Source organism: Actinomadura sp. NPDC048955 (assembly GCF_040649435.1).
GTDB classification, from domain to species: domain Bacteria; phylum Actinomycetota; class Actinomycetes; order Streptosporangiales; family Streptosporangiaceae; genus Spirillospora; species Spirillospora luteofluorescens.
In genome coordinates this window covers 67,897-93,261 of record NZ_JBEZJI010000018.1, presented here as the reverse complement: position 1 = coordinate 93,261, position 25,365 = coordinate 67,897, and the positions used below count along the sequence as shown (strand labels likewise).

Below are 25,365 nucleotides of genomic sequence, written 5' to 3'. Positions count from 1 at the left end.
CTCGATTAGTCCACATAGACTAATCCACTCAGACCGTCTTCGCCATCTCTACGCGAAAAAGGGCATATCCGGGCAGGTCAGCGCACGGAGTCCACGGTGTTGGCGGCGCCGTTGCGGGACACGTAGTCGCCCACCCGGTCCTCCCGGACCGCGGTGAACAGCTCTCTGACGCCCTCGTCGTCGAGGAGGACGACGCTCTGCCCGTCGCGTTCGGCCGTCCGGTCGACGGGGGCCGTGAGGTACTCCATCAGCGACGTCCGGAGCAGCCGGTGCGCCAGCCCGCGCAGCGTACCGGCTGTGACCGAGTCGTCCACGGTTGCCGAGCGCGTCGCGGCCCGCACGAACCGGTCGATCTTGATCGGGTTGCGGGTGTCCAGCGCCTTGGCGGCGAGCGCGTGCAGGAACGCCTGCTGCCGCTTGATCCGGTCGAGGTCGCCGCCCGGCAGGTTCCAGCGCTGCCGGACGAAGTCGAGCGCCTCGACGCCGTCCAGGTGGTGCCGTCCGGCCTGCCAGGTCCGGTCGTGCATGGGGTCGTGGGTCGTCTTGGTGACGGTGACGTCCACGCCGCCGAGGGCGTCGGTCATCTTCACGAACCCGCCGAAGTCCAGGGCGGCGTAGTGGTCCACTCGGACGCGGGTGAGCTGCTCCACCGCCCGGATCAGCAGCGACGGCCCGCCGTAGGCGAACGCCGCGTTGATCTTGGTGGGGCCGTGCCCGGGGACGGGCACCCAGCCGTCCCGGGGAATGGCGATCACCGACACCCGGTCGCCGCGCCCGGACAGGTGCACCAGCATGATCGTGTCGGCGCGGGCGCCCATCGAGGGCATGTCGGCGCGCCGGTCGGACCCGATCAGCAGCCAGTTCTCGCCGCGCCCGCTGGAGGAGGGCCGCCCGCCGGCGGTCGGCAGTGCGCCCGCGACGCGCCTGACCTCGCCGTCGTAGAAGCGCTGCAGGACGTAGAGACCGCCCGCGAGCAGCAGCACGAGGCCGACGGCCAGCCCCCCGCATCCGATGATCACCCGGCGCCGACTCCTGTTCCGCAGCATCCCCTCACCCTCACGGTGGAGGGCGGCGGAGGCCCCCTCGCCGGGCGGGCACTGGCCGAGGCTTGGAGGAGACCCGGGTTTGCGATGACGGAAACGAGGGGTCGGCGGGGAGCGCCGCCGGGCGCCGTTGACCGGCGGTGCTCCCCGCCCTGTAGGGGGGTCCCGCGATCAGCCCTTGAGGGCGATCTCCAGCTGGTCGAGCGCCCAGTCGAGCTCGTCGCGCTCGATGACCAGCGGGGGAGCGAGACGCAGCGTGGTCTCGTGGGTCTCCTTGGCGAGGACGCCGAGCTCCATCAGCCGCTCGCTGACCGGACGGGCCTTGCCGTGCAGCTCCACGCCCGCCCAAAGGCCGCGGCCGCGCACCTCGCGGACGAGGTCGCCGGGCAGCCGCCCGAGCCGGTCGTGCAGGTGCGCGCCGAGCGTCCGGGAGCGCTCCTGGTACTCGCCGCTCTTGAGGATCGCGATGACCTCGCGGCCGATGGCGCAGGCGAGCGGGTTGCCGCCGAACGTCGAGCCGTGCTGGCCCGGCCTGAACACGCCGAGGACGTCCCGGTCGGCGACGACCGCGGACACCGGCATGATGCCGCCGCCGAGGGCCTTGCCGAGGATGTAGACGTCGGGCACGACGTCCTCGTGCTCGACCGCGAAGGTGGTGCCGGTGCGGCCGAGGCCCGACTGGATCTCGTCGGCGATCATCAGCGCGCCGCCCGCCGTGCACAGCTCGCGCACGGCCCGCAGGAACCCGCTCGGCGGGACGTTCACGCCGGCCTCGCCCTGGATCGGCTCGATCAGCACGCCGACCGTGTTGGCGTCCATCGCGGCCTTGAGCGCCTCGACGTCCCCGTACGGGACGGTCCGGAAGCCCGGCGTGTAGGGGCCGTAGGAGTCGTGGGCGTCGGGGTCGGTGGAGAAGCTGATGATGGTGGTCGTGCGGCCGTGGAAGTTGCCCTCGAACGCGATGATGTTCGCCTCGCCCGCGGGGACGCCCTTGACCTCGTAGCCCCACTTGCGGGCCGTCTTCAGGGCGGTCTCGACGGCCTCGGCGCCGCTGTTCATCGGCAGCACCATGTCCTTGCCGCACAGCTCGGCCAGCTCGGTGACGAACGGGCCGAACTGGTCGTGGTCGAACGCGCGGCTCACCAGCGTGACGCGGTCCAGCTGCCGGCGCGCAGCCTCGGTCAGCCGCGGGTTGCGGTGCCCGAAGTTGACGGCGGAGTAGGCGGCCAGCATGTCCAGGTAGCGGCGGCCCTCCGCGTCGGTCAGCCAGACGCCGTCGGCCTCGGCGACCACGATGGGAAGAGGGTGGTAGTTGTGCGCGCTGTGGTCCTCGGACATCGCTCGCAGCTGGTCGGTCGGCGTCACGACGCTCCTTCGCGGCTCGGCCCGGCCGGTCGGGCCGGGGCATGGCGGGGTCACCGGGCGCGCGCCCGGTGCCGAGGGGGAGGGGGCCGGCGGGATCGAGTGGCCGCCGGTCCGTACCCAGCGTATGTTCGGAATTGACTGCCGACCAATGACGAAAACCGACTCGGGGGGTGTTATTTGTTGCGTCTTGACGAGCTCGACCGGCGAATCGTTGCGCGTCTGCTGGAGGACGGGCGTGCCTCGTACGCGCAGATCGGCGACAAGGTGGGGCTGTCGGCCCCCGCGGTGAAGCGGCGCGTCGACCGGCTCCGCGCGGACGGTGTGATCAACGGCTTCGCGGCCGTGGTCGACCCGGCCGCGCTCGGCTGGACGACCGAGGCGTTCATCGAGATCTTCTGCACCGGGGCGACGTCCCCCGAGCAGATCTACTCCAGCGTGCGCGGCCATCCCGAGGTCGTCGCGGCGTACACGATCAGCGGGGACGCCAGCGCGCTCGTGCACGTGCGGGCCCGCGACATCCAGCATCTGGAGCAGGCCCTCGAACGGCTGCGCCGCGAGGACAACATCACCGCGACGAAGACGGCGATCGTGCTGTCCCGGCTCATCGGCCGCCCGACCGACGCGCCGTCGGCCTGAGCCATTACCGGCCAGTAGGCTGCCGCCATGGACTTCGCGACCGCTGACCTCATCGACGACTTCGGGGACGAGCTGCGCAGCTGCGAGACGCAGTTCCGGCAGTACGGCGCGCGGACGGCGTTCGCCGGTCCGGTCGCGACCGTCCGCTGCCACCGCGACAACGGCCTGGTGAAGCGGCGGCTGGGCACTCCGGGGGAGGGCCGGGTGCTGGTCGTGGACGGCGCCGCGTCGCTGGCGTCCGCGCTGATGGGCGACATGATCGCCGCCTCGGCGGTGGCGGGCGGCTGGGCCGGGGTCGTGATCAACGGCGCGGTCCGGGACGTGGCGGCGCTGCGCGGGATGGACCTCGGCGTGAAGGCCCTCGGGTCGAACCCGCGCAAGAGCGCCAAGGACGGCGCGGGCGAGACCGACGTCCCGGTGGCGTTCGGCGGGGTGGAGTTCCGTCCGGGCGACTGGCTCTACAGCGACGAGGACGGCATCGTCGTCGCGGAGCGAGAACTCCCGCTCTGACCTGCGCCCATGGCGTGAAATGACAGGGTGTCCGGCGCAAGATCGTATATCTCGGCCGTAGCCGGGAGGAACCGCCCGTCCATAGCGTCTCTCCGCAACCCACCTGAGGTAGGGGAGACATGCGCGCCAAGAAGATTCTGCTGGTGCCCGCGGCGGTGATGGGGCTGGTCATGGGACTCGCGGCCGTCCCGGCCGCCGCGCAGCCGGGGCCCCGGATCCCGAAACCGACCGCGAACCCCTGGCAGATGCGGCACTGGCCGCAGACGCAGCCGTGGCAGCGGGCGCAGCCGTCCGCCCAGGCGTTCGCGGCGGGCGCCCCACGCCCGATCGACCCCCAGAACTACGAGCTTCCCGACACGATGACCTGGGACGACTACACCGCGATCCCGGGCACCTCGTGGGCGGACCCGGCCCGCAAGGGGTCGGTGCGCAACTTCAACGTCGCGGTCGTCCTCGCCGACTACGCGAACCAGCCGTTCGAGGTCACGCAGCCGGTGAACTCGTCGGTCTTCGGCAACCCGGTCAAGGTCGGCGACGTGCCGCGCGCGCAGGTGGCGAAGTTCTACCAGGACTTCCTCAACAAGCCGCAGGACCTGAACCACGGCCACACCCTCCACGAGTACTGGATGGAGGACTCCGGCGGCCGGTTCGGCGTGAACCTCACGGGGTTCGGCGCCTACCAGATGCCCGCCAAGGACCACGAGTACGGCGTGGACGGCATGCAGGGCGGAACGGGATGCCCGGCCGGCGACACCTGCAACCGCGACCTGCGCAAGGACGCGCGGGACGCGTGGGTCGCCGACGTCGGCGAGGAGGCGGCGGGCAGGTTCGACTTCGTCTTCTTCCTCAGCGCCGGGCAGGACGAGTCGTCCACCTGGCAGGAGTTCGGCGAGATGAAGTTCGGCACGAAGGAGCAGGTGCCGGACGAGTGGGGGCCGGGCGACCCGGGCCTGACGAACTGGGTGAAGACCCGGTACGTCCCCTGGACGTCCTGGCAGGCAGGCTCGACGATCTGGCCGAACGCCATCCCGGGCGTCTCCTCGACGCAGGCCGAGAGCTCCGGCATGTCGGTGTACGCCCACGAGTTCAGCCACATCCTCGGCATCGGCGACAACTACAACAACCCCTACGGCGACCCGCCGCGCCGCGCCTACAGCGGCCCGTGGGACATGCTCAGCCGCGGCACGTTCAACGGGCCGGGCGGCCCGCACAGCCGGTGGACGATCCCCGCGACGGGCGGCGGGTCCATGGGCGCGCAGCACATGCTCCGCAACAAGCTGAAGCTCGGCATGGTGGACGGCGGCAACGTGCTCCAGCTCAGCCGGGACGCGCTCGCCGCGTCCGGGATGGTCGTGGCCAACGTGACCGCCCGGTCGGTCGACCCGGGCAAGGGCGGCCTCACCGGCATCAACGTCAAGCTCGGCGAGGGCGGCGACAAGAGCCCCAAGTGCGACACCGGCACCGACCCGCTGTGCGACGGCGGCGGCTACGACAACTACACCCTCGAAGTCGTCGACCGGATGGGCACCGACTCCTTCACGCCCGACTCCGGCGTCCTGCTCGCCAAGACCAAGGACCAGGACCGCGCCCCGTTCATCTGGGTCGAGGACGCCAACCCGCAGGACATCGACAAGGTCGACTTCGTCCTGCCCGACGGCACCCCGAAGAAGATGACGATCGGCGACTACCGGCAGCTCTCGGACGCGCTCTACCACGCGGGGACGAACTCCGGCAGCGAGTACGAGTACGTCGACCAGGCGAACCGGCTGCACTTCTACGTCCTGAACCTCAGGCGTGACCGCAAGGGCGTCCTGTCCTACACGGTCGCGGTCGGCTCGCTGGACGGTGCCGGGCCTCAGAGGCGCGGCGTGCGCGTCGACTCCGGCCCCGCCCGGCCGACCGGCGCGGGCTGGACGAAGTGCACGATGGCGCTCACCAACACGGGCCGGGGCGGCGACGGCCGCCAGGGCTCCGACGTGTTCCGCCTCAAGGCGGCCGTGTCCGGTGACGGCTGGACGACGTGGCTGCCGAACGAGCTGGCCACCGCCCCGGCGAACGGCCGCACGATGGTCGAGGTCTGGGCGAAGGCGAAGCCGGGCGCGGCCCGCCACGCGCGGCTCAGCCTGACCGGGACCTCGGAGAGCGACCCGTCGAAGTCCGACTCGGGGACGTGCGCCCTGCGCTGACCGACCCCGGACGGGACGGTCCTCCAGGCGGGGGCCGTCCCGTCCGCGACGCCGGGGCGGCGCGCGGGTTGACGCCGCCGAAGTAATGGGCCGCGCAACATAAGTTGTCCCTCCCTAGGTGATGTCGGGGTCGTCCGGGGCGTCCCGCCTGGGTAGATGCCGAACTGTGATGATCATGCGACGCACAGTGACGGCGGTCCGGTGGCCGGGGACGGCGGCCGTCGCCGCGGGTGTCCTGGCGGCGGCCACCCCCGGCATCGCTCACGCGGTGCCCGCACCAGCGGAGCCGAGGGCGGGGACCGTGGCGCAGGCGTGGACCGTGGCGGCGCCGCTGAACCCGCGCGACTTCGATCTGCGGCGCGGCACCGACCGGAGCGGGACGGTCAGGGCGCTGGGCGGCAGGCTCCGCAGGACCGGCGTCGCCGCACTGCTCCGCTCGTCCGGCGGCGCCAGGCTCGGCGGCGGCTGCGGCCGGGCGGCCGGGGTGCCCGCGGGCTCGCTCGTCTACTGCTTCGACGGGGCGGACAGCACCACCAGGAACTGGGTCCCGCAGGGCGTCACGACCGTCTCGGACGCGGCGGCGCGCGAGGGATGGGCGGGCGGAGTCAGGCCGATCCTCGTGTCCTGGCACAACGGCGGCCGGGTCAGGCTCACGTTCGTCGACCCCGACCGGCGCGCGTACCGGCACGTCCTGCTCGTCGCGCCGGAGATGCGGGACGGGCGGCCCACCTACACCGACGTCGGCATCCACGCGGGCGGCATCGCCTGGTACGGCGACAAGCTGTACGTCGCCGACACCCGGCACGGGCTGCGCGAGTTCGACATGCGGCAGATCTTCGACCTGACCGCGGGCAACGCGGGCTCGACACGCCACGCCGACCGGATCGGGCTGTACGGCGGCACCTACTACGCCCACGGATTCCGGTACGTGATGGCCCAGACGAGCAGCTGGCACTTCGCCCGCGGCCGGGTCGGCGCCAAGTGCAGGGGCTCGGGCCCTCTGCGCATGTCGTGGACGGCGGTCGACCGCACCACGTGGCCGCACGTCCTCATCGCGGGCGAGTACTGCCGCCCGAACTGGCCGCGGGGACGGGTGGTCTCCTGGCCGCTGGCGTCACTGGCCGGAGGCGGCCTCGCGAGCGCCGACGGAGGCGCGCGGCTCCCCGTGGACAGGGTCCAGGGCGCCGTCAGGACGCACGGGCAGTGGTGGTTCACCCAGAGCCGCAGCGGCAAGCGCGGCCGGCTCTTCTCGACCCGCTACACCGGGCGCGGCTGGGCCCCCGTGCGGAGCCGCACGGTCTCCTACGGACCGGAGGACCTGTCCTGCCACCGGGGCCGCCACCGCATCTTCACCCTGGCGGAACACCCGGGCCGGCGCGCCCTGTGGGCGTTTCGCGCGGCCTCCTGCTCCTGACCACCGGCCCCCTCACGCGCTGATCGTGGGCCTGGCCGGCTCGGCCTCCCCTGCGGAGCGCCTCCGGTCCCCGCCGCGCGTGCGGGCGCCGATCGCCACGGTGCCGATCGCCGCGGCACCGAGGGCCGCCCCGATCCAGGCCGTGGACGGGTAACCCCTCCCCGCGCCGATCGCGAGCCCGCCGAGCCACGGGCCCACCGTGATGCCGATGTTGAACGCGACGACGTTCCCGGCCGCGACCAGCGTCGACGCGCCGTCCACCAGCCCGAACGCCCGCGAGTTGAGGGTCGGGTTCGTCCCGAATCCGACGAACCCGAGGAGGAACACCAGGACCACCACGGGCAGCGGCGACCTCGCCGTCAGGGCGAGCAGCACGGACACGACGGTGAGTCCGGCGAAGCCCGCGTACAGCGTCTGGACGCCCCACCGGTTGGCCGTCCGCCCGCCGAGCGTGATCCCGATGAGCGCGCCGGCTCCGTAGAGCGCCAGCACGCCGGGGACCCACGCCTCCGCGATGCCCGTCGTCTCCGTCAGGAACGCGCCCAGGTAGCCGAAGACGGCGAGGAGGCCGCTCGTGGCCACGGCCGTCGTCCCGTACAGCAGCCACAGGCGGGGGACGGCCATCGCGCGCACCTCGTCCCGCACCCGGGGCGGCGCGGCGTCCGGCCGCGCGGCGGGGATCGTCGCGACCACGCCCGCCATCGCGGCGGCCGACATCGCCGCCACCGCCCAGAACGCCGCCCGCCAGCCGAGATGCTGCCCGACCACCGTCCCGGCGGGCAGTCCCACGATCGCCGCGACCGTGAGGCCGCCCGCGACGACGCCCATCGCCTTCCCGCGCGCGTCGCGCGGCACGAGGTTCACGGCGGTCGCCGCCGCCACCGCCCAGAACCCCGCGTAGACGATCGCGCCGACGATCCGCATCGCGAACAGCGTCCAGTACCCCGGCGTGAGCGCGCTGACCACGTGCGTCAGCGCGAACACCGCGAGGTACGCCAGCATCGCCCGCCGGTGCGGCCAGCGCAGCGTCAGGACGGCGAGCGGCGGCGCCCCGGCCAGCATCCCGATCGCGAACGCCGAGATCAGCCACCCGGCGGCCGGCACGGACACGCCGAGGTCGTGCGCCATGCCCGGCAGCAGCCCCGCCAGCATCAGCTCCGAGGTGCCCTGCGCGAAGATCGCCATCCCCAGCACGTAGACGGCCAGTGGCATCGGTCCTCCTGTATTGGATAGATCAGTACAAAATCGGGGCGTGAAAAAGGGCGGCCCGCCGGCCGCCCGGATCAGAGGGAGAGCATCGCGGTGTCCGCGACGGCCCTGAGGGCGTCGGGGCCGGCGCCGCCCCGCGCGGCCACCTGGATGCCGCTGATCGTCGAGATCATGAAGTGCGCCAGCGCGCCCGCGTCCTTCGCGGCGTCGATCTCCCCGGCGCGCATCCCGTCCTCGATCGCCGCCTTGAGCGTGGCGAACCGCCGCCGCCGGTCCCGTTCGAGCCGCTCGGCGATGTCGGGATCGTGCGGGCCGAGCTCCACCGTCGCGTTCACGACCAGGCACCCGGACGGGTCGTCCCCGTCGGGTTCGGCGGCCCAGTCCATGACCGCCCGGAGACGCTCGCGCACCGTCCCCTCGCCGCCCTGCAGATGGTCGACGAGCCGGGTGGTCCGCACGTCCATGTAGTGGGTCAGCGCCTTGACGAACAGGTCCCGCTTGCTGGCGAACGTGTTGTAGATGCTGCTGCGCCCGAGCCCGGTCGCCACGCACAACTCCTGCGTCGACGTCGCCTCGTACCCGTCCGCCCAGAAGGCCCGCATGGCCGCCTCCACGGCCAGCCCCTCATCGAACTTCCTCGGCCGTGCCATGGCATCACCGTAACACGTTATGGACAGCTCGATCCAATATCATCCGGCCGGATCGCCGAGCCGCACCAGCCGCTGCCGCCCGGGATGCACCAGCAGCGCGTCACCCGCCTCCAGCGGCCCCTGCATCGAGGAGGGCACGTCCCAGAGCCCCGCCTCCTGACCGCCTACGTACCTGGTCAGCAGGGCGGGCGCGCCGAGCTCCCGGAGAAGGGTGACCATGGGGTCGAGCGACTCGCCGAACGTGAACTGGTGCCGGGCGAGGATGAGGTGGACGCCGTGCTCACGCATCGTCTGCAGATCGGGAATCGCGGCGGCGAGGGGGTCGTCTCCGAGCAGGCGGGGGCGGTGCGACACCACCAGGAAGATCGATGGCCCCCTGCCTCGGAGCACGCGGACACGGGTGCTCCACCTGGCTTCGGTCAACATCCCGCCGAACTCCTCCGGCGACGACGTGTGCCGAACGCCCGCCCGTCCCCATGCCTCCCCGCGCGCCATGTCGCGCGGGCTCATGTGCATGTCCAGGAAGTAGATGAGCCGATCCCTCTCGGTGCCGCTCGACGCGAGCTCGTCAACGATCCCGCGCACCAGCGTCGCCTTCCCGGAACCGGACGGGCCGCTGATGAGCAGATGCCGATCGACGTCGAAGTCGAGGTGCACCGGCTCGCCCGTGTCCGCATCCCTCCCGAGCCGCACGCTCCGGCTGCGCGAGGGCCGGACGGTACTCGCCGGGGTGCCGGCGTCGAAGGCGTGCACCCGCCTGAAGTGCCGGGCGAGATCGGGAATGGACTCGAGCAGAACCTCGAAGGGGCTCGGCTCCCCGCAGACGATGATCAGGGTGTCATCGCGCTCGTCCCGAATCAACGAGCTCAGATTCCTCATCGTCTCCGAGTGCAGATATCCGTTCACCAGGGCCCGTCGTGGAGCGTCTCGCACGACGATCACGCCTCCCTGGAACGACCGGAAGAACTCGGTGATCTGGGTGATGTGGTCGGATTCATATTCTGGTGACCCGACGTACCCGGGCGTGAGGACGTTCTGGTTTCCGCCCGGCAGCACGCCGAGCTCGGTCAGGATCTCTCCGTAGAGCTTCGCCGTCACGCCCATCTCCGGCCTGAACCGGCCCGGAAAGAGCAGGTGGCGGATCGGGCGGAGTCCGCCGGAACGAGCGGCCTCGGCATCGAACCGGAGAATTTCCCGGAGGGCCGCCCCCACCAGGGAGAGGTCGACGGGCCCGCCCTCGACCGCGTGTGTTTCGCGTCCGATCCTTTCGTCCAGGTCGGCGAGCAAGCGGTCGATCTCCTCCGGCCCCGGCGCCGCTGGTGCGGTCTCCGCCGCAGGGGCCTGCGGGAGCTCGCGTGTGCGCTGAAAGAAGCCTTCGACAGCATCGCGAGGAGGTTCCGGTGCCACGGTGAAGCTTTGGGGGGAGCCGCCTCCGGCGAGGAGGTAGGCCGTTGGTTCGTCGTCCGGGAACTGGAGGTTCGCCTGGCCGAGGACGCGCTGGAGCTGGTCGGGCGGCAGGCGGTCCGCCGCGATGCGCCAGCCGAGGAGGGGCAGGAAGCGATCCCAGATGGTGGTGTTCTCGACGGTGGACGAAGTGATCAGCAGTTGGACGTCGAGCGCTCTGCCTCGCTGCGCCAGAGAGAGGAGCGTCTCGCCCACCTCGCGCCTGCTGGCCGGGAACGTGAGCGACAGGTCGACCACGACGAACAGGCGCGGCAGCGTCTCGGGCGGCGGGGGCGGTAGAGCGGCGTGTTGTTCGCCCGGCTGGTAGTCCTCGAAGAAGTCCCACCAGGCTCGGCTGACCGAATGGGGGTCCTGGCGGAACCGCTCGTACATCTCGTCGAGCGTGAACTCGTCGGCGTCGAGATTCCAAGGCCTCGACACGTCCTGCGGCGGGCTCGCGGAGCGGGCTTCAAGCTCGTCGGACAGGAACTCGAAGAACCGCCGGAGTCTCTCCGGCGAACCCAGCAGTTCTTCTTCGGAGTAGAGGATGTGCGGAAGGTCTATGGGCTCGCCGAGAGGATGCTGACCCAGCCCGGCGAAGACGAATTGCAGGTCTGCCGGAGAGTGTCCTGCGGCGAGGGCAAGGGTGATGGCCCGCACGACCTTCTGGCGGGCTTCCGGGCTGCCGACGACCAGGCCGTGCGGAATGCCGGAGGAGCGGTCGAGCGGATAGAGGCTGAGGGGATGGCCGCCCGGCCCGTACCCGATCGCCGGATCGCGCGGGGTGTCGCTGGGAAGCGCCCACGTCTCATGGAACATCCCGCTCGGCCCGACGCCGTTCAACCGCAGCACGTCGAACTCGGGTACGGCCGTGGGGCGGGCCGGAGACTCCGCTGCCGGAGTCGCGGGTTCCACGGACACGCTAGGCCAGGGGATTTCGCGCGCCTTCGGGCCGCGCCGCCGCATCAGGGCCATGGCCGGGTCGGCCGCCTGGAGGGAGATGCGTGCGGGCTCGAAAGCGGGACGGACCTCCTGCGCGAAGATGTGAACGAAGGCGAGGTGCTCGCCCATCCGGCTGGGGAAGCCGACGTTCCAGCCGGCGTACCCGGACACGCCCGGTGGCGTGGGCGCGTCGTTCGGGGAGCAGAAGAGGAATCTGAGCCCCTGAGCCGGTCCCGCCTCGCAGAGCTCCGCCAGAGGATTGAGGAGTTCGGGCCGCGCATGCAGCAACGGTCCGGCGTCGTCGATGATCACGACGAGGGCGGGCAGGGGGTCGAGCGGCCGGCCTGCGGCGATGGCCGCCTGGTACTCGTCCCAGGTGGTGGCCCCGGCGGCCTGGAGTACGGTTTCGCGCCGCCGCCGCTCGGTTTCCAGGACCTCTGGGAGCCCGCCCAGCAGCGGCGCGTCCGCCGACGCGGCGTTGAGGCTCGCCGCGAGGTGGGGGAGGTTCAGGTTGACGAAGGACGCGCCCCGGCTGTGGTCGGCGAACACGAAGTTGAGCATGTTCGGCGAGTGGGTGAGCGCCAGGCCCATGACGAGGGTTCGCAGCAGCGCGTCCCGGGACGCCCGGGGGCCGTTGATCAGGCCGTGCGGCAGGTCGGGGTTGCCGTGCAGGACGTCCACCGACACGAGGTCGTCGCCGTCCACGCCGATCACCGTGGGGCGGGCGCCGCGGTCCCAGCCGTCGCCGATCAGTTCCTCGGCCGGGGCGCCGAGAAGCTCCAGCAGGTCCGGGCCCGTCTGCACGTCCGGGACCGGGGGGCCGGGGGCGAGGTGGGAGCGGGCCTGGGGGGTGAGGAGGGCGAAGTGGTCGGTTTCGGCGGTGAGGACGACGGGGCCGCCGTCGGCCGGGAGGAGGGCGCGGAACGTTTCGGCGGACGTTCCGGCGCGGCGCTCGATCTCGGCGGAGACGGCTTCCAGGACGTGGCGGGTGTGCAGGGCCTCGGGGCGCGGGAGGGTGTCGAGGAGGGCCTCGCGGGCGCCTGGGACGAACTCGTAGCGCACGCCGCCGGCGGGGCGGAGCAGGCCGCTCAGCAGCACCTCGGCGAGCTGGCCGGGGCCGGAGCCGCCGAGGATCCGGTGCTGGATCAGGCGCATCACCGGCAGCGACGGGACGGACACCGCGACGTGGGCGGCGAGTTCGGCGGCGTCGGGGGACGCGGTGGCGAGGAAGCGGCGGACGCGCTCGGCGATCGGGAGTTCCCGCTCGCGCCGCACCGGCGCCGCGCCGGACGGGCGGTCCGGCAGCATCGCGACGGCGGCGGGTTGCGGGTCGGAGCCGGAGACCAGCCGGGCCCACGCGCCGAACCAGCGCGGCGCGATCTCCAGGACGGGGACGGGCACGCCGGGCCCTGCGGCGCCGTCGTAGGGGGCGAAGCGCAGGTCGGTGTTCGGGGCGCCGGGGCGGGGGAGGGCGGCGAGGCCGGGCGAGGTCGGGGCGGCGGTGCGGCGCCAGAGGCGTTCGGCGAGCGGCTGGACGATCGCGGTCGGCCCGGTCTGTGCCCAGCGGCGCACGGCCCGCACGGCGCGTCCGTTCCACCAGTGGGGGCCCGAGCAGTCGCTGAGGACGAGGACGGCCCGCCGCCCGGAGGCGTCCAGGAGTGTCCCCGGGTCCTGGGGTGGCGCGTCGGGCGTGGAGGCGATGTGGCCTTTCTCGCCGAGGTAGCTGAGGTGGACGTCCTGGAAGGCGCCCTGGCGGAGCAGCGTCTCGGCCAGTTCGCGGGCGAGGGGACGCCACAGCCGCATGGTGGGGCCGGTGTCGACGACCAGGCTGAGGCCGAGCCAGCGCTCGGGCGACGGGACGAGGACGGGCGCCCACAGGCGGGTGTCGGCGATGCGCGCGGCGGTGGCGTCCTCGTCCAGCTCGGCGCGGTGCCGGGACGGGACGCGCCGCTTCAACGGGCGCAGCGCCCGCTGGACGCCGAGGGGGTCGGCCAGCATCGGCGCGGTCGGGACGAGCACCTCGGACGCGCGGCCCACCGGTTCCGCTCCGGGGGCCGGGCGCGGGTGGAGTTCGGTCAGCGGTTCGTGCGGGCGCGGGGCGGCGGGTTCCGGCGGCTTGAGCGGGCCGGGGGAGTCCACGGGTTCGTCCACGGCCGGTGACGGGACCGGCGGAACGGCGGGGGGTTGTTCCCCGGACGGGGAGATGTGGCAGGCGAGCCACAGCATCTCGCTCAGTTCGCGGGCGTCCGGCGGCGGCCCGATCGCGGACAGCACGTCCCGGAGCCGGTTAATCGTCATCGACGGGTCCGGTCAGGTAGGGCATGATGCGGTCGGCCAGGGCGCGGCGGTCCTCGGTGTCGGCGTGGCGGCACAGGTAGACGGCGTTGAGGAGCTGGTCGGTCGCCAGCGTGCCGGACGCGGAGCGCTCGAAGAAGCGGCGGACGAGGTCGTCGCTCTGGTCGGCGAGCGGCCCGAGGTGCTCGCGGACGATCGCCGCCAGCTCGGCCTCGCCCGTCGGCTGCCGCAGCTCCACGGTCACGCAGCGCCGCAGGAAGGCGGGCGGGAACTCGCGCTCGCCGTTGCTGGTCATCACGACCAGCGGGAACGCGCGGCAGCGGACGGTCCCGTCGGTGACGGCGACCCGCGCGCCCGGCCCGTCGGCGGTCATGACCTCGGCGACCGGATCGGCCCGCCGGGTCAGTTCGGGCAGCTCGTACTCGCCCTTCTCGAAGATGGTGAGCAGGTCGTTGGGCAGGTCGATGTCGCTCTTGTCGATCTCGTCGACCAGCAGGACGCGCGGCCGCCGGTAGGGCAGCAGCGCCGTGCCGAGGGGGCCGAGGCGGATGTAGCGGCCGATGTCCTCCTCGCGCGCCGCGTCCCGTCCGGCCGCGTCGTGCCGTCCGGCCGCGTACAGGCGGGTGAGCGGGTCGTACTGGTAGAGGCCGTCGCGGAGCGTGGTCCGGCTGGTGATGGGCCAGTGCAGGACGGGGCCGAGTCCCAGTTCGTGGGCGACGGCGTACGCGAGCGTCGACTTCCCGGTGCCGGGCGGCCCGGTCACCAGCAGCGGGCGGCGCAGGTACAGGGCGGCGTTGACCTGCTGCACGGCGTCGTCGGACGGACGGTACGTGGTCGCGAGGTGCTCGCTGCCGGAGCCGCCGGACGGGGGCTCCAGGGCGGGCCCGCCGTCGAACGCGCGCCAGGGCGGCGGCGGGGGCAGCCGGTCGACGCCGTCGTGCGTGCGCCGGCTCCCTGTGTAGAGCAGCCAGTCGGGCACCTATACCTCCATCGCGAGCGGGGGGTCGGGGAGCCGGGACGGATCGTCCCAGAGCAGCGTCAGCTCGCGCCCGCAGTGCGGCGCGCCCTTGGGGGCGACGAGCGCGGCCTTGCGCAGCGCGAGCGCCAGCTGGGGAAGGTCGCCGGGGTGCCGGTCCCCGACCGCCGCGGTCAGCTCGTCGAGGACGCGGTGCCCACGGCAGTCCCCGTGCGACGACGCGTCGCACGGGGTGCGCGTCCACATCATGACGGGGATGCCGTTGTTGAGCGCGGCCGTCAGCCAGCTCTTCACCGGCCGCGATCCGTACACCAGGACGCAGAAGTCGATGTTGGCCTCCAGCCAGTCCTGGAAGTCGCTGCCCTTGCGCGGCGCGTCGCACGCGATGGGACGCGGGTCGCTGCGGCCGCGCTCGTTCAGCAGCCGCCAGCGGTGGTGGGCCTGGTCGCGGCGGAACGAGTCGGGCCGCAGCCGCTCCACGTCCCGCACCACCACCGGGTACCTGCGCATGGGGATCTTGTTGCGCGGGTCGACGTGCCACTGCTCGAACGGCTTGCCGAGCCAGCCCTCCGGCACCGCGAACTCGATCATCCAGTCGCGGCCGAACAGCGCGGGCGCGAGCGCCGCCACGCCCGCCTCGACCGCCGGCCGCACCCGCCGGTCCGGGACGCGTTCGGTCGGCCGCCCGGGCCCCTCGGCGCCGTCGATCCAGGTGTGCACGGTCACGTCGAAGGCGTTGTCGAACGTGGCCCGCTCCAGCCGGACGATCACCGACGCGGGTCCCTGGCGCGGGGCGGCGGGCGCGGCGCCGGGCAGGTGCCGCGCGGACCACGCGGCGAGCCGCGGGCGGGCGGGGGCGGGCAGGTGCCGCCCGAGCGCCGCCACGTACCGGACGAGCCGGTCCTGCGTCCAGCCCTCGGCCACGTAGCGCACCGACCCCCAGGCCGACCGGAAACCGCCGAACGCGCACCGGCCGGTGATCCGTTCGAGGTCGGCGGCGAGCGGGTCGGTGTAGCGGACGCCGTCCAGGAGTTCCCGCAGCTCGCGGCGGGCCTCGGGGGTGAGCCACCGGAGCGGCAGCAGGTCGTCCAGTTCCTCCCAGTAGGTACGGATTTGTCCGATGGGCAGCATCCAGCCGAGGTCGGCCCGGCCCCCCTGCCGCAGCTCGGCGTTCGTCACCATGCCGATGACCTCGCCCGTCGCGGGGTCGTAGACGGCGGACCCGCTGTAGCCCTCCTCCAGCCAGTCGCCCTGGCCGGTCTTCAGCTCCCACCACTCGCGCCGCATCCGGCGATGCGGGAACGTCGTCACGGACGCGTGCCGCTCGTTCTGGTCGGGACGGCGGGGGAAACCGCACACCCCGAACGTCCGCCCGCCGAGGCTCCCCTCGTCCAGGCCGTCCGGCGCGGCCAGCGTGGCGGGGGTCAGCGCGACGGGCTCGCGCAGTTCCAGGACGGCGACGTCGCCGGGGTCGCCCGGCTGCTCCCAGCCGCCGCGCCGCACGACCCTGGCGGGCAGGTCCTCCAGCAGGCCGGGGAACCCGACGCGCGCCTCCGCCAGGCCGTGGACGGTGTGGGCGCAGGTCAGCAGCCGCGTCGCGGTGACGAGGAACGCCGCGCCGAGCTTGCCGCCGGACGGCGGGCCGACCCAGGCGCGCCACTGCCAGTCGTCCACGATGCGGCTACGCCTCCTCCTCGGTCCGCGGCCGCCCCCACGTCATCTTGACCTTCAGGTGGGCCTCGGCGGTCGTCTTCGCGATGACGGCCCCGGCCGCCGCGTTGAGCTTGACGCCGAACTCCAGCTCGATCGCGTCGGGGTTCAGGTCGCCTCCGCGCAGCGACGAGAGCGCCGTCTGCGCCGCGTCCCGGACGTTCTGGAACGCGTCCTCCAGCTTGCCCGCCGCATCGTGGATCAGGTCGCCGGCGCGGGACACCGACTGGAACCCCGGCTCCAGGTCGTCGGTCTCCACGACGATGGTCCCGTTCTCGGTCTGCCAGCGCACCAGTTCGTTCACCCGGCAAATCTAACAAGATCACCCGTTCCGGGGTGCTTTGCTGGGAGGACCGCGGCCACAGGAGGACAGGATGATCACCGTCGAGCAGGTGCGGGCCCTCGCGGCGACGCTGCCCCGCACGTCCGAGCACCTGATCAGGGACCGGGTGAAGTTCCGCGTCGGCTCCATCGTCTACATCGCCTTCTCGCGCGACGAGACGGTCATGGGCTTCGCGTTCCCCAAGGAGGAGCGGCTCGCCCTCGTCGAATCCGAGCCGGACAAGTTCCACCTGCCAGGTGAATCCGACATGCGTTTCAACTGGGTGCACGCGTGGACGGCGGCGCTCGACGAGGCCGAGATGGAGGAACTCGTCATCGACGCATGGCGCATGGTCGTCCCGAAGAAGGTCGCCGCCGCCCGCCTCGGCCCCCAGGACGGATGACGCCGCGGACTCAGTGCGGCGGCGGAAGGGGGTCGATGGCGTTGCCGGCGCTGCAACCGGCCTCACCCGCCGTCCGCTGCACGCGGGGCGGCGTCCACACGCTGGTCCGGCCGGGCGCGACGCGGGCCAGGACGCAGTCGAACACGTCCGACCCGTAGGGCTTCACGCTGAGGACCACGCCGACCACGTCGCCCTGGGTCCCGAACTCGCGCCGGATCGCCGGGTCGAGACGCAACGACCCGACCGCCGCGCGGACCTTCGCCTCGTCCGCCCTGCCTCCCTTCGGGACGCGGGGCAGGGCCTCGCGCAGCCGCTCGGACGGGATCTCCGGTGTCTTCGGCCACGGCCCGAACGCGAGCGGCCCCCCGGCCGGGCACGCCACCTGCCGGGTCCCGTACCGCTGCCATTCGGTGCTGGTCGAGAACCGCAGCTCGAAGCAGCGCCGCACGGTGATCGTCGAGGTCGCGAACCAGCCGCCGTCGGGCGCCGTCCCGGACGTCCGGAGCACGAGCCGCACCCCGTCCCCGGCGGTCGAGACGCCGGTCACCCGCATGACCTCCACGCCGTCGAGGTCCGCCGCTCGGTGCCCCATGTCCCGCGCGGGCCGCACCCGGGAGTCGTAGACGCGGTCCCCGGCCCGCTCGGCGGCCTTGCGCGCGTCGTCGGCGGCCACGTCCTCGGAGCTCCGGCCCACCTGTCCGCAGCCGGCGGCGAGCAGGACGACCAGCGGGATCACGAAACGGCGCATGCCCCCCATGATTCCGGCGGGCGACGTCCGCCGGTATCCGCTCTCGTACTCATCCCAGGTCAAGCGTCCGCCGGCTGTACCTCGGGCGCCGCCTCGACCGGGCCGGCCTCCGGCGCGGCCGCGGCCGGGACCGGACGGCGGCCCCACGCCAGCGCGGCCGCGAAACACGCGAACGGCAGGGCGGGCAGCATGTAGCGGTAGTCGAAGTCGACCGTGATCGGAGGGATGGCCAGGAGGGCGACACCGGACGTCCAGAACAGCGCCGTCCGCGCCCGCGCCCGCCGCCACACGATCCCGGCCGCGCCCGCGAGCAGCACCGCGCCGAGCACCGTCCCGGGCACGCTCACATGCCTCTGGTAGCCGCGCAGCACACCGGCGTACGGCTCGACGACGTGCGTGCGGCCCGTTCCGTGCGAGTACTCGTCCACGACCGTCCCCCGGTCGCCGCCCCCGTAGACGGGCAGCTCCGGCTTGCGCGCCGTCGGCCGCGTGGGGAAGTGGTACCTGGCCTCGGTGCCCACGGTCGGGTAACGCGTCCGGTGCCACGAGAACGTCCGGACGAAGAAGTCGTAGGAGACCACGCGCAGGTAGTCGAGCGGCTGGTTCTTGATCGCCCACAGCGCGAACCGCTGCGCCTTCGCGTTCGTCTCCTCGTCGAACGCCTGCCCGTTGGACCAGCCGGTCGGCGAGTTGTCCTCCCAGATCTGGTGGGACGAGGCGGGCCGGTCGTCCTTGGCGCCGTAGGGGCACAGCCGCGCCAGATCCGGAGGGGGCGTGAACGCGTCGCAGTCGGCGAACGCCGCCGTCCGCCCCCACAGGAAGATGCCGTCCACGCCCGTCATCTGGAACCGGCCGTGCTCCTGCTGGAACCACGTCGCGTACGCCCCGACGGGCAGCGCGAACGTCACGGCGAGCGCCGCGTACACCGGCCACCGCGTCCGCCTGAGCAGCAGGTAGAGGACGGCGATCAGGAAAAGCGGCACCCCCACGGTCCGCGTGACGGCCGCCACGCCGAGCAGCGCCCCGACCAGCGCGGCCCGCCGCCACCCGGCCTCACCCGGCTTGGCCAGCAGCAGCATCGCGCCGAACACCAGGACGGTGAACAGGGTGTCCGACAGCAGCAGATGTTCGAGTTCGACCTGGAAGGAGTCGAGCAGCACCGGCGCGACCGCCAGCGCCGCCCACGTGCGCCGCACCTCGAAGTCGCGGACGAGCATCCGGTACCCGAGCGCCGCCAGCCCGAGGATCGCCGCGTGCTGCAGAACCGTCACCAGCGCCAGGCTGTGGAACGGCTTCAGCGCCCACAGGAACAGCCCGTACCCGGACGGCCTCAGCGGGTGGGGGAACGGTCCGTCCGCGATCCGGACGAAGTCGTAGCTGTCGTTGAACCACAGCACGCTCCGGAAACCCACCATGGCGAGCACCCGCAGCACGACGCCCACGAGCAGCGCCGCGCAGAACAGCCAGTTGCGGCGGACGGCCGAAAGAGAGAGCGACACCGGGAACCTAACTGTGGGACGTGCGGGCGGACGGAATCCTGCGCCGCTCCGGTACCGGCGGCGTCACGCCGGGGCGGGCCACCATGTCACTCACTACCGCCCACGTATCGGCCGAGAGCCTACCAGCGCCCCCCTCGCCCCTCCGTGCACTCCGCCGCAGATGGCCAGGTGGCGACGTCATCGGGCCGCTTCCCGCCGTCGCCGTCGCGGCCGGGGAATTGTGCCACCTTCTACTGGCGCGTTAGTGTCGGGCGCGGGGGGTGCAAGTCTCCCTTCCAGGAAGGAACGGCCATGCGTGGTGCTTTCCCGGCTGTCGGCATCGTGGTGTTACTCCTCGCCATGGCGGGATGCTCTGACGCCACGGGCAAGGCCTCGGCTCCTCCCGTGGCCAGTGCACCCCCGGTGTCTGCGACGCCTCCGCCGTCGGTCGCCGAGGAGTCTCCCTTCTTCGCCTGCCTGCGCCGGAACGGTGTCCGGCTGCCCGAGGACGAGCGTCCTGGCGGCGACGAGCAGCGCATGCTTCGGGGCGTTGAGAACTGCGCATCCGTCCTGGACGTGCGACGGCCCGTCCGGATACCGGTGACCAAGGGGGATCGTTTCCAGGCGTGCCTGGCCGAACACGGAGTCGAACTGCCTGAGCCCGGCCGGTGGCTCGTCCTGGAGCGCGGAAAGACCCGGACCATGGACTCCGCCCTGCAGCAGTGCTGACGCCGAACACGAAGTCGGTGTCCTTCACGTGGTTCCGAGGTCGGTGACGGTGGAGGTCGGGATGCTGATGACAGCGTCGAACGCGTCGAGGACGGGGGTTTCCAGGTAGGCGCTCTGAATACGGATGCGGTCGGGGCCGGGGCCACCGGACTCCTGTGCACGTATCTGTCCGAGGTCGGCGATGCTCAGCCCCAGCCCGGCCTCGGCGAAGGCGGCCTCGACACTGCCCGGCTCGGGGGGCTGCAGCGCGGTCGCGTCGACGGCGAAACCGAAGCGGGCGTTCTCGTCCGGGCGCATGTCGGCGGTGTGTCCGGTGACGCTGGTCAGGGCGAGGGCGACGTAGTCATCGCCCATGGCGTCGTGCAGATGCTGCCCCATGGGGAGGCCCGTGAGTTGGCCGTTGAAGGAGACCGGCGTCTTCTGGATGTGGGCGTTGTGGGCCGCCAGCACGATGCGCGTCCCGGGCCCGAAGCGCTCCAGGTGCCACCGGACCGACCCGGCCATGTAGACGTCACGGGCCGAAGTGTCGGCGGTCAGGCCGCTGCCCGCGTACAGGCCGGCCATGGCGCGGAAGCCGTAGTCGGCGTGGCAGGCCGCCTCGACGCGACGCAGGGCGACGTCGTAACTGTGCTGGTCACCACGGGACAGGTACAGCGGCGCGACGGCACGGAACCGGATGAGCACGCGCATCAGGAGCGCGCTGAGAGCGTCCTGCTCGGCCGCGTCCAGGCGCGTCCAGGCCGGTGCGGCCGCGGCCGCCGAGGCGCCGGCGAACGACCCGGCGATCCGCATGGCCTCCTGGATCACCGGAAGCATCTCGGGGTCGACCTGGCGCAGGTAGTCGGCGACCGGCGTCAGGGCGGGCAGCAGGGATCCTCCTGCCGCCGGGATGTCGATCCCGGCGAAACGCACCGGCGCCTCGGCCGTGGCGTTGTGCCGGCGCATCCAGCGCAGGGGCTCTCCCACCCCTACGGGGATCGCTTCGGCCAGAAGGGCGGACAGATCATCGTCCGTGCCCTTCCCCTGCGCCCAGTCGTCCAGCGGGAAGCCTTCGCTGAAGCCGTACTCGAAGGCCAGGACGGTGAATCCGCAGCGTTCGGCGAGGAACCGCAGGATCCGCTGGCGCATGAGCGAGAACTCGGTGATGAAGTGGGAGTTCTCACCGACCGCGACCACGCGCGCGTCGCCGACGATGCCGCGCAGCGGCTCCAGGTCGTCCAACGGGGCCTCGGGATCGAGGTGGGTGAGCGGGACTGCGTCGCCGCCGAGCCAGTCGGCGAACGAGGCGGGAGAGGACGGAGCAGGCATCCTGGCGGCTCGATTCCGGGTCGGAAGGTGGAGGGACGGCGGGCTCACTTCATCTGGGGTGCTGCCGCCTCCAGGGCGTCGATGCCGCCGGACATGATCGTACGGACGTGCTCGGTGATGTGGTCCAGGGGCCAGTCCCACCAGGCCAGCGCCAGCAGGCGGTCGACGTCGGCGTCGCTGTAGCGGCGGCGGATGAGCCTGGCCGGGTTGCCGCCGACGATGCCGTAGTCGGGGACGTCGTCGACGACGACGGAGCCGGACGCGACGATCGCCCCATGGCCGATGCGGACGCCGGGCATCACCGTGGCCCGGTAGCCGAACCAGACGTCGTGGCCGATCACGGTGTCGCCGCGTCCGGGCAGGCCGGTGATGAGGTCGAAGTGCTCGGACCAGGAGCCCCCCATGATCGGGAAGGGGAAGGTCGACGGCCCGTCCATGCGGTGGTTGGCGCCGTTCATGATGAACCGGACGCCCTCGCCCAGGGCGCAGAACCTCCCGATCACCAGCCGTTCCGGGCCGTAGTGGTACAGCACGTTGCGGGTCTCGAAAGCGGTCGGATCGTCCGGGTCGTCGTAGTAGGAGAACTCCCCGACCTCGATCAGCGGCGAGGTGACCAGCGGTTTCAGCAGCACCACCCGCGGCTGCTCGGGCATCGGATGCACCACGGTCGGGTCCGCGGGGACGAGTGGCACGGCGATTCGCCTCCTTACCGGAGAGGTCTGTCTCCACTAATGCGACAAGTGTTACATTAGGATCCTGTCATGACGTCGCCCGACCGAGCAACCGGACCACCTGCGATGACTTCCGGAGACGCGCCGCCGGAGGACGCCGGACCCGTGCCGCGGGCCCGCCCCGGCGGCCGGACCGCCCGCACCCGCGCGCAGGTGCTCGACGCGGTTCGCGCCGAACTGGGCGAACACGGTTATGACGGGCTCACCATGGAGGCCGTCGCCGCCCGCGCGGGCGTGCACCGCGCCACGGTCTACCGGCGCTGGGGCGACGTCGGCGGCCTGCTCGCCGACGTCCTCGACGCGGCCGGCGACGACGACTGGCGCCCCCCGGACACCGGCTCGCTGGAAGGCGATCTGGCGGCGCTGAACGAGGAGATCCAGACGGCCATGGCCGCGGAGCCGCCGGTCATGGCGGCCCTGATCGCCGCCTCGTTCCGCTCCGGGAAGGCCGCCCGGGCCCAGCGGCGGCTCTGGGAGGACCGCTACACCCGCTGCGAGATCGTCGTCGGCCGGGCCGTCCAGCGCGGCGAGCTGCCACCGCGCACCGACGCCCGGCGCCTGCTCGTCGCCGCCACCGCGCCGCTGTACCACGAGCTGGTGCTCCTGCGCACGCCGCCCGACCCGCGCCTGCCCGGCCAGGCGGCCAGAGCCGCCGCCCTGGCCGCCGCCGCCGGCGCCTTCACCGGGCCCCCGTAGGCGATCCTCAACGGATCTTGCCGGCCCCGTTCGCGGACGGCGCCTGGTGGGACGCCCCCGCGTGCCCCCCAGGAAGCCGGACCGTCACGAGGAGGCCGCCGGTGGGGCGGGGGGTGAGGTCGAGGGTCCCGTCGTGGGCCCGGACGATGCTGTGCACGATCGCCAGCCCGAGGCCGACGCCCGCGTGCCCGTCGGCGCGCGTGCGCTGCGTTCCGCGCTGGAAGGGTTCGGTGATGGTCGGCAGCAGGTCCGGCGGGACCGGCCGGCCCGTGTTCTCGACCCGCAGCACGCTCGCGTCGTGCAGCGCTTCGGTGTGGACCGTGACCGTGCCCCCGTCCGGGAGGTTGTGGACGACGGCGTTCTGGACGAGGTTGGTCACCAGCCGCAGGATCAGCTCCCCGGAGCCGAGGGCCTGGGCCTTCTCGCCGGTGACGTCGAGCGTGATCCGGCGCTGCTCGGCGAGGGGGAGCAGCGTCTCGGCGGCCTCTTCGGCGACGAGGGACAGGTCGACCGCCTCGCGGGTGAAGCTCTTGCGGTCGGCGCGGCTGAGCAGCAGGAGCGCCTCGGTGAGGTTGATCGCCCGCGTGTTGACGGACTGGAGGCGTTCGATGAACTCGCCCTGGTCCCGCGCGGGATCGTCGCGGGCGGCGTCGAGGAGCGTCTGGGAGATGGCCAGCGGGGTGCGCAGCTCGTGGGACGCGTTCGCGGCGAACCTCTGGTGCTCGGCGACATGCGATTCGAGTTGTTCGAGCATGTTGTCGAACACGTCGGCGAGTTCGCGGAACTCGTCCTTGCGGCCCTGCAACCGGATCCGGTGCGACAGTGACCCGTCCGAGGCCATCCGTGCCGCGTCCGCGATCCGCGTGAGGGGCGCGAGCATCCGGCCGGAGAGGAACCACCCGCCGAGAAGGCCGAACACCAGGAGGAAGCCCATCGCCGCGGCCGCGGCGGGGTAGAAGCCGCTCAGGAGTTGGGAGCGGTCGGGCCCGAGCACGATCACGATGCCGGCCCTCCTCTGGATGGCTCCGGCGTCGACATCGCGCATCCAGCGCAGCACGAACACCCAGACCACGGCCAGCAGGAGAGCGCCGCCCAGCAGAAGGAACCCGGCATAGCTGATGGTGAGCTTGAGCCGGGCGCTGAGCCCCGGGCGCCTGTCCAGGAGCTCTGCCAGTGCGGGTTCGTCCTCGACGGTCGACACACCCATGCTCGCGATGCTACGAGCCGGTGCATATCGTCGGCATATCGAAAACCGCATACGCGCTGGCAACACCGTGCCGCCTTGACTGGCGGCATGGCTCGAACCCCACCATCGGCACGAACGACGTCCCACCGGAATCGCCGGCTCCTCGCCGTCGGCCTGAAAGCCGACCACCACGACCAGGCCCCGGTGACGCAGCCGTGACCATCAGTGAGCAGGGGCAGACGATGACGCCGGTGGACACGGTGGAGAGCGGGGAGGCCGACCCCGGGCCCTCCTGGCGCGCGGGGATCCGGCGGGCGATCCGCATCGTCTCCCGGCCGGGGCCCTGGAAGCGCGGCCCGGTGCTCGCGGCGCTGGCGCTGCTGCTCGGCCTCCTCATGCTGCTGCACGCGGAGATCCCGAACCGGATCGGGAACCTCGGCAGCCTGGTGGAGACGTTCCTGCCGTGGTTCGGCCTGTTCGTCCCCGTCCTGCTGGCCGGGGCGCTGTGGCGCCGCTCCGCCTCCGGGGTGGCCGCGCTGCTGCTGCCGGTCCTGGTGTGGCTGAACCTCTTCGGCGGGCTGCTCGGCGACAGGTCCCACCCGGGCGGCGACCTCACCGTGGTCAGCCACAACGTCGGCGCCGAGAACCCCGACCCCTCCGGCACCGTCCGCGACCTCATCGCCTCCGGCGCGGACGTGCTGGCGCTGGAGGAGCTGTCCGAGCAGGCCAGGGGCACGTACGAGAGGGAGCTGGCCGGGGCGTACCCGCACCACACGGTGCAGGGCACGGTCGGGCTGTGGAGCAGGCTGCCGCTGTCGGACGTCCGGCCGGTCGACATCAAGACGGACGTCGGGCCGCTGGGGGCCACCAAGCCGGCCGACGTCAAGCTGCACGACAACCGGGCGCTGCGCGCCACGGTCGCCACGGAACGCGGACCGCTGGCGGTGTACGTGGCCCACCTGGGCTCCGTCCGCGTGAATCCCAGAGCGGGCTTCTGGACGACTCACCGGGACAGGGGCGCGCAGGCGCTCGCCGAGGCCGTCGCCGCCGAGAAGAACGAGCGGGTGGTGCTGCTCGGCGACCTGAACGGCACCGGCGACGACCGCGCATTCGCCGGTATCACCGCGCGGCTCCGCTCGGCGCAGCGCGAGGCCGGGGACGGCTTCGGGTTCAGCTGGCCGGCGGCGTTCCCGATGGCGCGGATCGACCAGATCCTGGTCCGCGGCGTGAAGCCGCGGAGCTCGTGGGTTCTGCCGGCCACCGGCAGCGACCACCTGCCGGTGGCGGCCCGGATCAGCGGGTGAACACCGCGCCGGAGCGACGCTCCGGCCTCCAGCGAAAGAACGAACCGCGGCGCGGCACTGTCGGCGCCGGATATTCGACCG

At 72.6% G+C, this 25,365-nt stretch carries 21 protein-coding genes; 8 read left to right on the top strand and 13 right to left on the bottom strand.

The window, feature by feature from the left end; all coding sequences use genetic code 11:
• Nucleotides 1–77 precede the first annotated feature (77 nt).
• Together AB0C84_RS19430 and rocD are read right to left on the bottom strand one after the other, a co-directional pair.
• Nucleotides 78–1,046, bottom strand: a complete 969-nt coding sequence (locus tag AB0C84_RS19430; RefSeq protein WP_361067893.1) for an LCP family protein — start codon at nucleotides 1,044–1,046, stop codon at nucleotides 78–80.
• A gap of 168 nt (nucleotides 1,047–1,214) precedes the next feature.
• Nucleotides 1,215–2,381, bottom strand: a complete 1,167-nt coding sequence (gene rocD, locus AB0C84_RS19425; protein WP_179849343.1) for an ornithine--oxo-acid transaminase — start codon at nucleotides 2,379–2,381, stop codon at nucleotides 1,215–1,217.
• A gap of 207 nt (nucleotides 2,382–2,588) precedes the next feature.
• Here rocD and AB0C84_RS19420 point away from each other — a divergent pair, with 207 nt between their 5' ends.
• The 4 genes from AB0C84_RS19420 to AB0C84_RS19405 all read left to right on the top strand — a co-directional run bounded on the left by AB0C84_RS19420 (nucleotide 2,589) and on the right by AB0C84_RS19405 (nucleotide 7,154).
• The gene (locus AB0C84_RS19420; protein WP_179843855.1) at nucleotides 2,589–3,044 is read left to right on the top strand and encodes an Lrp/AsnC family transcriptional regulator; all 456 of its coding nucleotides are present in this window, start codon (nucleotides 2,589–2,591) and stop codon (nucleotides 3,042–3,044) included.
• A 27-nt stretch (nucleotides 3,045–3,071) separates the two neighbouring features.
• The gene (gene rraA, locus AB0C84_RS19415; RefSeq protein WP_361067889.1) at nucleotides 3,072–3,554 is read left to right on the top strand and encodes a ribonuclease E activity regulator RraA; all 483 of its coding nucleotides are present in this window, start codon (nucleotides 3,072–3,074) and stop codon (nucleotides 3,552–3,554) included.
• 119 nt (nucleotides 3,555–3,673) lie between these two features.
• Nucleotides 3,674–5,740, top strand: coding sequence for a M6 family metalloprotease domain-containing protein (locus AB0C84_RS19410; RefSeq protein WP_361067886.1), 2,067 nt, complete (start codon nucleotides 3,674–3,676; stop codon nucleotides 5,738–5,740).
• 175 nt (nucleotides 5,741–5,915) lie between these two features.
• Nucleotides 5,916–7,154: a hypothetical protein gene (locus tag AB0C84_RS19405; protein WP_361067883.1), complete on the top strand. Its 1,239-nt coding sequence runs from the start codon at nucleotides 5,916–5,918 to the stop codon at nucleotides 7,152–7,154.
• Nucleotides 7,155–7,166: 12 nt separating this feature from the next.
• Here AB0C84_RS19405 and AB0C84_RS19400 read toward each other — a convergent pair whose 3' ends face one another.
• The 6 genes from AB0C84_RS19400 to AB0C84_RS19375 form a co-directional block, all read right to left on the bottom strand.
• On the bottom strand, nucleotides 7,167–8,366 hold the full coding sequence (locus AB0C84_RS19400; protein WP_361067880.1) for a Cmx/CmrA family chloramphenicol efflux MFS transporter: 1,200 nt from the start codon (nucleotides 8,364–8,366) through the stop codon (nucleotides 7,167–7,169).
• A 71-nt stretch (nucleotides 8,367–8,437) separates the two neighbouring features.
• Complete coding sequence (locus AB0C84_RS19395; RefSeq protein WP_361067877.1) at nucleotides 8,438–9,013, bottom strand: TetR/AcrR family transcriptional regulator; 576 nt, start codon at nucleotides 9,011–9,013, stop codon at nucleotides 8,438–8,440.
• A 39-nt stretch (nucleotides 9,014–9,052) separates the two neighbouring features.
• On the bottom strand, nucleotides 9,053–13,696 hold the full coding sequence (locus AB0C84_RS19390; protein WP_361067874.1) for an SAV_2336 N-terminal domain-related protein: 4,644 nt from the start codon (nucleotides 13,694–13,696) through the stop codon (nucleotides 9,053–9,055).
• On the bottom strand, nucleotides 13,686–14,672 hold the full coding sequence (locus tag AB0C84_RS19385; RefSeq protein WP_361067871.1) for a MoxR family ATPase: 987 nt from the start codon (nucleotides 14,670–14,672) through the stop codon (nucleotides 13,686–13,688). The genes AB0C84_RS19390 and AB0C84_RS19385 overlap by 11 nt, the downstream gene beginning before the upstream one ends.
• Nucleotides 14,673–16,343 (bottom strand): trypsin-like peptidase domain-containing protein, encoded by a 1,671-nt coding sequence (locus tag AB0C84_RS19380; protein WP_361067868.1) that lies wholly within the window; start codon nucleotides 16,341–16,343, stop codon nucleotides 14,673–14,675.
• 7 nt (nucleotides 16,344–16,350) lie between these two features.
• Complete coding sequence (locus AB0C84_RS19375; protein ID WP_361067865.1) at nucleotides 16,351–16,683, bottom strand: CU044_2847 family protein; 333 nt, start codon at nucleotides 16,681–16,683, stop codon at nucleotides 16,351–16,353.
• A 70-nt stretch (nucleotides 16,684–16,753) separates the two neighbouring features.
• Between AB0C84_RS19375 and AB0C84_RS19370 the strand changes: the two genes are divergently transcribed.
• Nucleotides 16,754–17,104, top strand: coding sequence for an MmcQ/YjbR family DNA-binding protein (locus AB0C84_RS19370; protein WP_179843846.1), 351 nt, complete (start codon nucleotides 16,754–16,756; stop codon nucleotides 17,102–17,104).
• Between the two features lie 10 nt (nucleotides 17,105–17,114).
• Here AB0C84_RS19370 and AB0C84_RS19365 read toward each other — a convergent pair whose 3' ends face one another.
• Both AB0C84_RS19365 and AB0C84_RS19360 read right to left on the bottom strand, forming a co-directional pair.
• Nucleotides 17,115–17,852, bottom strand: a complete 738-nt coding sequence (locus AB0C84_RS19365) for a hypothetical protein (RefSeq protein ID WP_361067862.1) — start codon at nucleotides 17,850–17,852, stop codon at nucleotides 17,115–17,117.
• 59 nt (nucleotides 17,853–17,911) lie between these two features.
• A complete protein-coding gene (locus tag AB0C84_RS19360; RefSeq protein WP_361067859.1) occupies nucleotides 17,912–19,351 on the bottom strand; it encodes a hypothetical protein in 1,440 nt (479 codons plus the stop codon).
• 402 nt (nucleotides 19,352–19,753) lie between these two features.
• Here AB0C84_RS19360 and AB0C84_RS19355 point away from each other — a divergent pair, with 402 nt between their 5' ends.
• Nucleotides 19,754–20,059 carry a hypothetical protein gene (locus AB0C84_RS19355; RefSeq protein ID WP_361067856.1) on the top strand — a complete coding sequence of 102 codons (306 nt, stop codon included), beginning with the start codon at nucleotides 19,754–19,756 and terminating at the stop codon, nucleotides 20,057–20,059.
• A gap of 24 nt (nucleotides 20,060–20,083) precedes the next feature.
• On the opposite strand, the gene AB0C84_RS19350 is transcribed toward AB0C84_RS19355, so the two are convergent.
• Nucleotides 20,084–21,367 (bottom strand): erythromycin esterase family protein, encoded by a 1,284-nt coding sequence (locus AB0C84_RS19350; RefSeq protein WP_361067853.1) that lies wholly within the window; start codon nucleotides 21,365–21,367, stop codon nucleotides 20,084–20,086.
• A gap of 44 nt (nucleotides 21,368–21,411) precedes the next feature.
• Nucleotides 21,412–22,059 (bottom strand): CatB-related O-acetyltransferase, encoded by a 648-nt coding sequence (locus AB0C84_RS19345; RefSeq protein ID WP_361067850.1) that lies wholly within the window; start codon nucleotides 22,057–22,059, stop codon nucleotides 21,412–21,414.
• Nucleotides 22,060–22,164: 105 nt separating this feature from the next.
• Here AB0C84_RS19345 and AB0C84_RS19340 point away from each other — a divergent pair, with 105 nt between their 5' ends.
• The gene (locus tag AB0C84_RS19340) at nucleotides 22,165–22,794 is read left to right on the top strand and encodes a TetR/AcrR family transcriptional regulator (RefSeq protein WP_361067847.1); all 630 of its coding nucleotides are present in this window, start codon (nucleotides 22,165–22,167) and stop codon (nucleotides 22,792–22,794) included.
• A gap of 7 nt (nucleotides 22,795–22,801) precedes the next feature.
• On the opposite strand, the gene AB0C84_RS19335 is transcribed toward AB0C84_RS19340, so the two are convergent.
• On the bottom strand, nucleotides 22,802–24,001 hold the full coding sequence (locus AB0C84_RS19335) for a HAMP domain-containing sensor histidine kinase (RefSeq protein WP_361067844.1): 1,200 nt from the start codon (nucleotides 23,999–24,001) through the stop codon (nucleotides 22,802–22,804).
• A 194-nt stretch (nucleotides 24,002–24,195) separates the two neighbouring features.
• Here AB0C84_RS19335 and AB0C84_RS19330 point away from each other — a divergent pair, with 194 nt between their 5' ends.
• Complete coding sequence (locus AB0C84_RS19330; RefSeq protein ID WP_361067840.1) at nucleotides 24,196–25,284, top strand: endonuclease/exonuclease/phosphatase family protein; 1,089 nt, start codon at nucleotides 24,196–24,198, stop codon at nucleotides 25,282–25,284.
• Nucleotides 25,285–25,365: the final 81 nt, after the last annotated feature.

What these genes read in the sequence shown, in the direction of transcription:
- AB0C84_RS19430 (WP_361067893.1), bottom strand. Translation starts at nt 1,046, where the DNA reads ATGCTGCGGAACAGGAGTCGGCGCCGGGTGATCATCGGATGCGGGGGG.
- rocD (WP_179849343.1), bottom strand. Translation starts at nt 2,381, where the DNA reads ATGTCCGAGGACCACAGCGCGCACAACTACCACCCTCTTCCCATCGTG.
- rraA (WP_361067889.1), top strand. Translation starts at nt 3,072, where the DNA reads ATGGACTTCGCGACCGCTGACCTCATCGACGACTTCGGGGACGAGCTG.
- AB0C84_RS19410 (WP_361067886.1), top strand. Translation starts at nt 3,674, where the DNA reads ATGCGCGCCAAGAAGATTCTGCTGGTGCCCGCGGCGGTGATGGGGCTG.
- AB0C84_RS19405 (WP_361067883.1), top strand. Translation starts at nt 5,916, where the DNA reads ATGCGACGCACAGTGACGGCGGTCCGGTGGCCGGGGACGGCGGCCGTC.
- AB0C84_RS19400 (WP_361067880.1), bottom strand. Translation starts at nt 8,366, where the DNA reads ATGCCACTGGCCGTCTACGTGCTGGGGATGGCGATCTTCGCGCAGGGC.
- AB0C84_RS19395 (WP_361067877.1), bottom strand. Translation starts at nt 9,013, where the DNA reads ATGGCACGGCCGAGGAAGTTCGATGAGGGGCTGGCCGTGGAGGCGGCC.
- AB0C84_RS19390 (WP_361067874.1), bottom strand. Translation starts at nt 13,696, where the DNA reads ATGACGATTAACCGGCTCCGGGACGTGCTGTCCGCGATCGGGCCGCCG.
- AB0C84_RS19370 (WP_179843846.1), top strand. Translation starts at nt 16,754, where the DNA reads ATGATCACCGTCGAGCAGGTGCGGGCCCTCGCGGCGACGCTGCCCCGC.
- AB0C84_RS19365 (WP_361067862.1), bottom strand. Translation starts at nt 17,852, where the DNA reads ATGCGCCGTTTCGTGATCCCGCTGGTCGTCCTGCTCGCCGCCGGCTGC.
- AB0C84_RS19350 (WP_361067853.1), bottom strand. Translation starts at nt 21,367, where the DNA reads ATGCCTGCTCCGTCCTCTCCCGCCTCGTTCGCCGACTGGCTCGGCGGC.
- AB0C84_RS19340 (WP_361067847.1), top strand. Translation starts at nt 22,165, where the DNA reads ATGACTTCCGGAGACGCGCCGCCGGAGGACGCCGGACCCGTGCCGCGG.
- AB0C84_RS19335 (WP_361067844.1), bottom strand. Translation starts at nt 24,001, where the DNA reads ATGGGTGTGTCGACCGTCGAGGACGAACCCGCACTGGCAGAGCTCCTG.